The organism is Paenibacillus sp. IHB B 3415, assembly GCF_000802655.2.
GTDB classification, from domain to species: Bacteria; Bacillota; Bacilli; order Paenibacillales; family Paenibacillaceae; genus Paenibacillus_AQ; species Paenibacillus_AQ phytohabitans.
The window spans coordinates 42,468-52,317 of sequence record NZ_JUEI01000033.1 but is presented as its reverse complement, the minus strand read 5'-3'; the positions used below and the strand labels follow the sequence as shown (position 1 = coordinate 52,317).

Below are 9,850 nucleotides of genomic sequence, written 5' to 3'. Positions count from 1 at the left end.
GAGGCGGCTGGTGTGCTGAAGTGCGGAGGCGGCTAGTGTGCTGAAGTGCAGAGGCGGCTGGTGTGCTGAAATGCAGAGGCGACTGAATTGTGCTCGAGAGCACAGGTGGATGAGAAGCAAGGGGTTATGCTGGAATGTACAGGCAAGAAACGGGAAGTTATGCGGGCATGTTGTGGCGGCTAAGGAGCGCAGGCAATTGTCTGAAGTGCTATGGTGGCTATGGAGCGAGCGATTGTACTGAAGTGCTATGGTGGCTATGAAGCGAGTGATTGAACTGAAGTGCTATGGTGGCTAAGGAGCGAGTGATTGAACTGAAGTGCTATGGTGACTTATGGAGCGAGTGACTGAACTGAAGTGTTATGGGCGGCTAATGAGAAAAGTTAATTGAGTGCGCGCCGGACTGCTGTTCTGCAGTAGTGGCAACCGGGGACGGATTTCTTAGTTGAGCAAGTTGAAATTTTGTGGTGTGGAGTATAGTTGATATTCAGATGCTGGAGTGAGGCGGGATGAGCAAATATTTGCCCATTATGCTGGATGTTCAGGGCAGACTGGTGGTAATGATCGGCGGCGGAGCTGTGGCTGAACGTAAAGCGGCTCCGCTGCTGGAGGCAGGAGCGGAGCTGGTGATTGTCAGTCCTGCGCTTAGCGGGACGTTGTCCGCAGCGGCGGCGGAGGGGCGGCTGCAATGGGTCAGCCGCCCCTATGCTCCCGGAGATCTCCAGGGAGCTGTCTTGGTCTATGCCGCCAGCAGCGACAGGGCGGTGAATGAAGCGGTGGCCGGGGAGGCCAGGATGCTGGGCCTGCCGGTCAATGTGGCCAGCCACGCCGAGGCGGGCAGCTTCATCACGCCCGGTATCCTCCGGCGGGGGCGGTTGACGGTTGCGGTCTCGACCTCCGGGGCGGGACCGTTCGCTGCTGCGCAGATCACGGCGCAGATCGCTGGACTGCTGGGCGAGGAATACGAGCCTTATCTGGATTTCCTGCATGAGCTGCGCACCGAAATCAAGCGGCTGGAGCCTGTAGCTGAGATTCGCGCCCGGCTGCTGCGGAGGCTGGGGAAGCTTGATGTGTTGGATGAGATGCGGCAGGGCACCTTTATACCATGGACATCAGAGGTTATCGAATCCTGGATTGCGCGTAACCGGTAGTAGAAGGCGGAATGATCGGGTGGAGTCGGCCATCGGGAAGTGAAGATGGAGTGAGTGGGTGGAGCAGGTCATCGGCAGGCGTAGATGGAACGAGCGGATGGAGCAAGCATCAAGTACAACTGCTGCGATTGCGGAGTAAGTTTGCATCTGCTCTGGCTGCTTCAAAACTAATTCATCAATTATTGAGACTGCTTCAAAACTAAGTCTGCAAAGACATAAGCGGCGGCAGAAATTGACTTTAGCTGCCGATTGAATCGTGCAGCTAAATCTGTTTCAAACGAAATGTCTGGCTGATGCTGACTGCCCACATATTGAATCGACGATAGAATAGACGAACGGTCGAACGGCCGAATAATAAAACTTATGGACGAATAAGTGGACTAATTAAATGTGTTTATGACGTTGAACAGGGCGGATTCGCTGGAATGTGACTGGAATGACCAAAGCCTAGTGTTGTGCGGTAAATTAAAGGGATAAATCCCTTTAATTCGGGCGAAATCGGCCGAAATGAACAAACTAGTGGTATAAATCCCTTTGATTCGGGCAAAATCGGCCGGAATGAGCAAATTAGAGGGATAAATCCCCTTGATTCCAGCAAAAGTAGCTCAGATGAGCAAATGAAGGGTAAAAGTGCTCTTGATATCAGCAAAATTGGCTCAGATGAGCGAATGAGAGGTATCGTGCAGGAAACAGGGCGGGTACAGGTAACTTGAACAGGGGGAATGGTTCATGCGGAAGATTATTGTGGGCAGCAGACAGAGTGCGCTGGCGCTGACGCAGACAGGACAGGTGATTGCCGATCTGGAGCGGCTTAGCGGGGAGCATGGCTTTGATTTTACTTTTGAGGTGCATAAGATTGTTACCAAAGGCGACCGGATTCTTGATGTCACCCTGTCCAAGGTGGGCGGTAAGGGTCTTTTTGTGAAGGAAATTGAGCAGGCCATGCTGGCCAAAGAAATAGATATGGCAGTACATAGTATGAAGGATATGCCTTCCGAATTGCCGGAAGGCTTGATTAACGGTGCAGTGCCGAAGCGTGTCGATCCACGTGACTGCCTGATCTCAAGCAGCGGAGCTGGCCTTGAGGATCTGCCGCAGGGAGCGCGCGTAGGCACAAGCAGCCTGCGGCGCTCCAGCCAGCTGGCCGCACTCCGGCCGGATCTGGTAATTGAGCCGGTACGCGGCAATATTGACTCGCGGCTGAAGAAGCTGGAGAACGGCGAATACGACGCGATTCTGCTGGCAGCGGCAGGCTTGTCGCGGATGGGCTGGCAGGACCGGGTAACGGCTTATCTGCCGCCGGAAATCTGCCTGCCCGCTGTGGGCCAGGGAGCTCTCGGCATCGAATGCCGAGAGGACGATGAGGAGCTGCGCAAGCTGCTCGCGCTCTACAATGATGAGCGCACCGCTCTTACGGTGACGGCGGAGCGCACATTCCTCGGCGCCCTGAACGGCGGCTGTCAGGTGCCGATCGGCGCCTACGCTGTGCTGGAGACGGAGAAGGCCGGGACAACGGGAACAACCGGGACTATTCATTCCGGCGGGACTTCTGGAGAAGGCGGTCTGTTAATCACTTTAACCGGAATGGTGGGGACACCGGACGGATTGGTAATCCTTAAAGAAACCTGCACGGGAGAAGATCCGGTGCAGCTCGGTGCGGAGGTTGCCCGCAAGCTGATTGCCAGGGGCGCAGAGAAGATTTTGGCGGATGTAAAGGGACAGGATACTCAGGGATAAGGTGATAAGGGGATGACGGAGATGGCGGGGAAGGTTTATCTTGTAGGTGCAGGTCCGGGGGATGCCAAGCTGATTACGGTTAAAGGTCTGGAGTGTATCCAGAAGGCAGATGTGCTGGTCTATGACCGGCTGGCCAGTCCAAGGCTGTTGAAGTGGATGAAGCCGGGCGGGGAGAAAATATACGTAGGCAAGCTGCCGGACCGCCATACGATGAAGCAGGAGGACATTAATCAGCTGCTTGTCGATCTCGCTCTGGAGGGCAAAACGGTAGTGCGTCTTAAGGGCGGAGACCCGGTGATTTTTGGCCGGGTGGGTGAAGAAGCGGAGCTGCTGCGGCGCCATGGCATCTACTATGAGATTGTGCCGGGTATTACCTCGGCTATCAGCGTCCCGGCGTACGCCGGTATTCCGGTAACCCACCGGGAGGCTGCGTCTTCCCTGTCGATCATTACCGGACATGAGAGCCCGGATAAGCTGGATCATTCCATTCATTGGGATAAGGTGACGAACGCCACGGGAACCCTGGTGTTCCTGATGGGCGTCGCCAAAATCGGATATATCAGCGCCCAGCTGATGAAGCACGGGCGTCCGCCAGAAACGCCGGTGGCGCTGGTGCGCTGGGGGACACGTGCCGATCAGGAGACACTAACCGGCACGCTTGCCGACATTGAAGCGAAGGTCAAGGCGGCGGATTTCCAGCCGCCGGCCGTTATCGTTGTCGGCGATGTAGTGCTCCAGCGGGAGCACCTCATGTGGGTTGAAGCGATGCCGCTGTTCGGCAAGCGGATTGTGGTGACGCGGGCCCGCAGCCAGGCCAGCGAGCTGGTAGACCGGATCGAGGAGCTTGGCGGCGAACCGTATGAGTTCCCTGTCATTGAGACGGTTATGCAGCGTGATGCGGACAAGCAGGCAGAGATTGCTTCAGCGCTTGGCCGGCTTACAGAGTACGACTGGGTGTTCTTCACCAGTCCGAACGGCGTGGACTTCTTCATGCGGCATCTGGCGCAGTTGAAGACGGATCTGCGCGGTCTGCACCGCGCGCGGATATGCGCGGTGGGACCGGGTACGGCTGCGGCGCTTGCCGGGCGCGGGCTGATTGCCGAAGAGCTGCCTGGACGGTTCCAGGCAGAAGGGCTGATTGAAGCCTTCGGCGATCAGCTGCAGCCAGGGCAGAAGGTGCTGCTGCCGCGCGGCGATCTGGCGCGCGAGTGGCTGCCCGGCAAGCTGAAGGAGCTGGAGCTGGAAGTGACTGAAGTGGATACGTATGAGACTGTGGTTACTGGTGAAGATGATATTGAACTGGTGAAGCTGCTCGAAGAGAAACGGATTCATGCGGTCACCTTCACCAGCTCTTCCACGGTGCGCAACTTCATCTCTATCCTGAAACGGATGGGCCTGGAAGATCCGCTGACGCTGCTGGCGGGGGTCAAAATCGCCTGCATAGGTCCGGTAACCGAACAGACTGCTGTGGAGGCCGGGTTGACTCCGGGCTTGCTCCCGGACGAAGCAACGATCGAAGGGCTGGTGCAGGAGCTCTGCCGCTGGAATGAAACAACGAGGCTCAGATAGCATCGGCATGGTTTCCGCTATTCCGCTAATGCAATTGAGCACTGCATTTCAACTTTGCATTTTGTGATTTCATATTCGAATAATGCTTGAGACAGATAGATGTGTTTAAATACTTACTGTACAGGAGGAAACAGCAATGAGCTTTCCAATTACTAGACACCGCCGCTTGCGCGGTACAGCCGGAATCCGCGGAATGGTGCGGGAGACCGTCCTGAACGTGCTGGACTTTATCCAGCCGATATTTGTAACCTACGGTACCGGTGTGAAGAATGAAATTGGCTCCATGCCCGGCGTGTATCACTTCTCGCTGGATACCCTGAAGGCGGAAGTGGATGAGATTGCCTCGCTGGGAATTCCGGCCGTATTGCTGTTCGGCATTCCTGAAACGAAGGACGCCATCGGCTCCTCCGGATTCGCTGAGGACGGCATTGTGCAGGAGGCTACGCGGCTGATTAAGAAGTGGTACCCGGAGCTGCTGGTTGTTGCCGACACTTGTCTATGTGAATTCACCGACCACGGCCATTGCGGCATGGTGCATACCCATACGGTAGACGGCGTAGTTCACGGTGATGTTATCAACGATGCTTCGCTGGAGCTGCTGACCCGCACGGCGGTATCCCAGGCCCGGGCCGGTGCGGATATTATCGCGCCTTCCAATATGATGGACGGGTTCGTGCAGGCGATCCGCAGCGGCCTTGACGAGAATGGTTTTGAGCATGTGCCGATTATGTCCTATTCGGTAAAATACGCATCCGCCTTCTACGGCCCCTTCCGTGAAGCAGCGGATTCTGCACCGCAATTCGGTAACCGCAAGACGTACCAGATGGACCCGGCCAACCTGCGGGAAGCAATCCGTGAGGCTGATTCAGATGTGCTGGAAGGCGCTGATATGCTGATGGTTAAGCCCGCACTGGCTTATCTGGATGTCATCCGGACGATCCGCGACCAGTTCGATCTGCCGCTGGTGGCTTACAACGTGAGCGGTGAATATTCAATGGTAAAAGCGGCCGCACAGCAGGGCTGGATCGATGAGCAGGCAGTTGTCCTGGAAATGCTGACCGGCATGAAGCGCGCCGGAGCAGATATAATTATTACGTATTTCGCCAAGGATGCAGCCCGCTGGCTGCGCGGCTAGACTATATTCAGCTGTATAATTCAGCAGAGCAGGAGTGAAGAAGCATGGGCAATGTGCCGCTTACACGCAGGGAAGAGGCTTCCCGCACAGCTTTTGAAGAAGCGAAACAGTATATTCCGGGAGGGGTCAACAGCCCGGTCCGGGCGTTCAAATCCGTAGGATTGACCCCAGTTTATGTAGACAGAGGCGAAGGCTCACGTATCTACGATATCGACGGCAACAGCTTCATCGACTACGTCTGCTCGTGGGGACCGCTGATTATGGGCCATGCCCATCCGGAAGTGGTGAAGGCGCTGCAGGAGACTGCGGTTAAAGGGACAAGCTTCGGCGCACCGACACTCCTGGAGACCGAAATGGCCAAGACTGTCGTGGAACGTGTAGCATCGGTGGACATTGTGCGCATGGTGAACTCGGGAACAGAAGCTACGATGAGCGCCATTCGGCTGGCCCGCGGATATACGGGACGCAGCAAAATCCTCAAGTTCGAAGGCTCCTACCACGGCCACGCTGACAGCCTGCTGATCAAAGCCGGTTCCGGGGTAGCTACTTTGGGTCTGCCGGATAGCCCCGGTGTGCCGGAAGGCGTAGCCATCAACACCATTACGGTGCCTTACAATGACCTGGAAGGGGTCAAAATCGCGTTCGAACGTTACGGCAATGAGATTGCCGCTGTGATTGTTGAGCCGATTGCCGGGAATATGGGCGTAGTGCCTCCGCTTCCGGGCTTCCTGGAGGGTCTGCGCAAGGTGACCACGGGGTACGGCGCGCTGCTGATTTTTGATGAAGTGATGACCGGGTTCCGTGTGGACCGCGGCTGTGCGCAAGGGTTGTACGGTTTGGACCCTGATCTGACCTGCTTCGGCAAGGTTATCGGCGGCGGTCTCCCGGTAGGTGCCTATGGCGGCAAAAGAGAGATTATGGAGCAGATCGCTCCCTCTGGCCCGATCTATCAGGCAGGCACACTCAGCGGGAATCCGCTGGCCATGGCGGCTGGCTACAGCACGCTGAAGCTGCTGACACCTGAAGTGTATACCCGTCTGGAGGTGCTGGGTGCACGTCTGGAAGCAGGCCTTAAGCGTAACGCGCAGGAAACTGGCATCCCTCTTACGATTAACCGTGTGGGCTCTATGGTCTGCCCGTTCTTCACTGAAGGACCGGTTGTCAACTTCGAGACGGCCAAGACCAGCAACCTGGATCTGTTCAAGCGTTATTTCGGCAAAATGCTTGATCAGGGCATCAGCGTTCCCCCATCCCAGTTTGAAGGCATGTTCGTATCCGCTGTGCACAGCGAGCAGGATATTGATGATACGATTGAGGGCCATTATAATGCCCTGAAGTCGCTATGACAGGCGGGCCGGAGGAGTTGTCCGGCACAAGTATCCCTGGTGGAGCGGATGCAGATACAGGGAATACTGGCGCGGTCATCAGGAACATCACCGGCGGCGGCAAATGGATCCGGCGCGGAGAGTGGCTTCAAGTCATGCCGGGCCGGGTGATTACGGCTGCGGCCGACAGGCAGGCAGCCATTGACGCATGGCTGCTCGGCACGGCCGGGATGCCGGAGAAGCTGCACGCGCGGCTGCGCCGCGAAGGCGGCATCCAGTGGAAGGGCGACCGGCTGGTGTTATCCCTGTTCCCTTACCGGGAAGCGGGTATTGAGCCGGTATGGCAGGAGCTTGAAGTACTGTACGAGGATGACTTCTGCCTCGTGGTCCATAAACCGGCCGGCATGGCGGTTCATCCGGATGGCAGCGGAGCGGGCGTAACGCTGGATCATATCGTCGCAGCGCATTATGCCGCTTCCGGCGGAGGAGTAGCCGTCCGCCATATTCACCGGCTGGATAAGGATACAACAGGACCTGTGCTCTATGCGAAGAACGAATACGCCCAGCTTGTGCTGGACGAGGATATGCGCGACAAAACCGTATCCCGCCTCTACGCGGCGGTTGTAGAAGGCAAAGTGCCGCCTGAGCTTACCGTGATCGATGCCCCGATCGGCCGTGACCGCCATCATGCGGCGCGCCGGCGGGTCTCGCCGGGAGGACAGGCGGCAGTCACGCGAATCATAGGGCGGGAAGCGCTGCCTGGCGGAACTGTGCTGAAGGTGCAGCTGGAGACAGGGCGCACGCACCAGATCCGTGTCCACCTCAGTCATGCGGGCCATCCGCTGTACGGGGATGACCTCTACGGCGGACCCGGCTGGCATACGGCCAGTGTCCGTGCGGGCGGCAGTAAGAACGACAAGCTGCCGCTGCGTACGGAGCCGGGTAAGGTGAAGTCGGCGATTACAGCCTGGTTCGAAGAGCAGGAGAAGGCGGGCATTACACCGGGACTGCAGGAGCCAGGCAAGCTGGCTGGTCCGGGCCGGCCGGAGGTTAAGCTTAAGGCCAAGGCGAAGCCGGCAGGTGCAGACCGGCAGGCGCTGCATGGCGAGAAGCTTATTTTTTCCCACCCCTGGACCCGAAGCAGGGTCGAAGTATCCGATCCATGGCCGGAGGATATGCGGAAGCTTCGCGAGCAATTAGGCGGGGAGCCGCTGAACTAGTATAACGCTTAGGAGTATGCGGCATGCTTAATTGTACTTTGTACAACTAAATCGGCTGATTAGTAACCGGTTATCCGTTTAGTTGTATTTCGTGCAATTAAACTGCCAGTTATAAAAGGTTTTCACCGATTCGGGAGGATTTAGTTGTACAGAATACAGTTATACGAGGCATGCACATCTTTTCGCTATTTTTAATTGTACATAATACAACTATCACTGAATTTCCATTTGAAATGGAATTTTCTATAACAGCTGATCGACATCCGCGAAGCTATGTAAATTAAGCAAAGCAGCGATTCTCCCATAGGAGGGGCGCTGCTTTTTTTTTGCTTTCTGCAGACCAGTATGATAGAAGTGACAGAGATTGGCTGAACAAGGCCAACGCCGCTATTTCTTTTCCAACTCTTGCTGTTCTGTTACCCAAGCCTATCCGGCTGTAAATATTCAGGCGGAGCGCAGGTCCGCTGATACATTTCCGCGTTACTGTTCGTCTTACTGTAAAGGAGATGAGTCTATGAGACGCAATCGCAGAGTAATCCTGGTATCAGCACTGGGTACAGCGGTTATTGCCGCCGTATTAATACTGGCCGTACAGGTGAACAGCAAATACGGCATTTTGAGTATGGCTGCCCAGTTCCAGAGCTTCAGGGTGACAGTAAACAATGAGTCTGACTTTGATCTGAGCATCCTTGAGACAGGGGTGGTTACGGGCGCAGCTGCCGGTGCTTCCACAGATGAACTCCGGAAAACGCTCAGCAGCGGAAAAACAATCAAAATTAGACCCCGGCTTAGCTTAAGCGGCGAGGGGGGCATTTATCTGAAATATACAGATCCCAGAGCACCGGATGTCCTCCAAACCATAGGGGTATGCTCCTACACCGAATCTTTATCCGGATATTCAAAGGTCACGATAACGAATAATAAAGTGACTGTGAAAGAGAATTGCAGCTGATATTGTTGCTGATTTTATGGAGGGGAATCTGCCCTTTATCGCGTTTCACCTCCAGTTATCCCTTCATTTCCCTGTTAAAAATACATATCCCATTTATTTGCAGTTAACTAGTAACATTTGTAACAGACGGATATCCAATATATTGATAAATATAGTATGTAAGCGTATCTCATAACATTAACTGGGGGAATCTTTGTGAAAAAAGTAACAAAACTAATGCTCGTAGCTGGTATCTCTTTGGCACTTGTAGGGGTAGGCAACAGCGGCGCCCTGAACAGTGTAACATCTGCAGCGAGCGCACCACTTAAGGTAGGCCGGGTGGAAGCGGCTGCCCATGGTACCAAATGCTTCACAGTAGCTGTTGCTGTAGTACAGAACGGCGTAATCGTTGCAGCTTCGCTGGATGATTATCAATTCCTGGGTACAGATGTAGCAACTGGCGTTCCTAACTCCGACAAAGACTTTGGTCTGAACGGATACAAAGACCCTAACGTGGTTCTGGCTTCCAAGAAAGCTAACACTAAATACTACAGCGAGCATATGGCTGAAGCAGCAGGCTCCACAGTTTCTTATGACAAGAACATTGCTGCCGTTGAGAAATTCGCTACAGGCAAAACAATCAAATCCCTTGAAATGACACTTAGCAAGAAGTCCGCAGAGCAAGTAGTTGACGCTGTAAGCGGTGCTACTCTGGTGGATACCTCTAACTATCTGAAAGCAATTTTGGACGCTGCTAAAGCTGCGAAATAATTGCCCTTTTAATA

Annotated in this window: 7 protein-coding genes and 1 pseudogene; all 8 read left to right on the top strand. The window is 55.1% G+C overall.

Annotation, left to right across the window (positions count from 1 at the left end; genetic code table 11):
- Nucleotides 1–506: 506 nt before the first annotated feature.
- The 8 genes and pseudogenes from QW71_RS16610 to QW71_RS16575 all read left to right on the top strand — a co-directional run bounded on the left by QW71_RS16610 (nt 507) and on the right by QW71_RS16575 (nt 9,836).
- Nucleotides 507–1,148, top strand: coding sequence for a bifunctional precorrin-2 dehydrogenase/sirohydrochlorin ferrochelatase (locus tag QW71_RS16610; protein ID WP_039300571.1), 642 nt, complete (start codon nt 507–509; stop codon nt 1,146–1,148).
- A gap of 729 nt (nt 1,149–1,877) precedes the next feature.
- Complete coding sequence (hemC, locus tag QW71_RS16605) at nt 1,878–2,885, top strand: hydroxymethylbilane synthase (protein ID WP_039300568.1); 1,008 nt, start codon at nt 1,878–1,880, stop codon at nt 2,883–2,885.
- Between the two features lie 21 nt (nt 2,886–2,906).
- On the top strand, nt 2,907–4,454 hold the full coding sequence (gene cobA / locus QW71_RS16600) for a uroporphyrinogen-III C-methyltransferase (protein WP_039300598.1): 1,548 nt from the start codon (nt 2,907–2,909) through the stop codon (nt 4,452–4,454).
- A 136-nt stretch (nt 4,455–4,590) separates the two neighbouring features.
- Nucleotides 4,591–5,589: a porphobilinogen synthase gene (gene hemB / locus QW71_RS16595; protein WP_039300565.1), complete on the top strand. Its 999-nt coding sequence runs from the start codon at nt 4,591–4,593 to the stop codon at nt 5,587–5,589.
- Between the two features lie 44 nt (nt 5,590–5,633).
- Nucleotides 5,634–6,935, top strand: a complete 1,302-nt coding sequence (gene hemL / locus QW71_RS16590; protein WP_039300562.1) for a glutamate-1-semialdehyde 2,1-aminomutase — start codon at nt 5,634–5,636, stop codon at nt 6,933–6,935.
- An 86-nt stretch (nt 6,936–7,021) separates the two neighbouring features.
- Nucleotides 7,022–7,783: pseudogene (locus QW71_RS42215) on the top strand (RluA family pseudouridine synthase); the annotation flags it as partial.
- 865 nt (nt 7,784–8,648) lie between these two features.
- A complete protein-coding gene (locus QW71_RS16580) occupies nt 8,649–9,086 on the top strand; it encodes a hypothetical protein (RefSeq protein ID WP_039300560.1) in 438 nt (145 codons plus the stop codon).
- Nucleotides 9,087–9,281: 195 nt separating this feature from the next.
- A complete protein-coding gene (locus QW71_RS16575; protein WP_039300557.1) occupies nt 9,282–9,836 on the top strand; it encodes a hypothetical protein in 555 nt (184 codons plus the stop codon).
- The last annotated feature ends 14 nt before the right edge of the window (nt 9,837–9,850 follow it).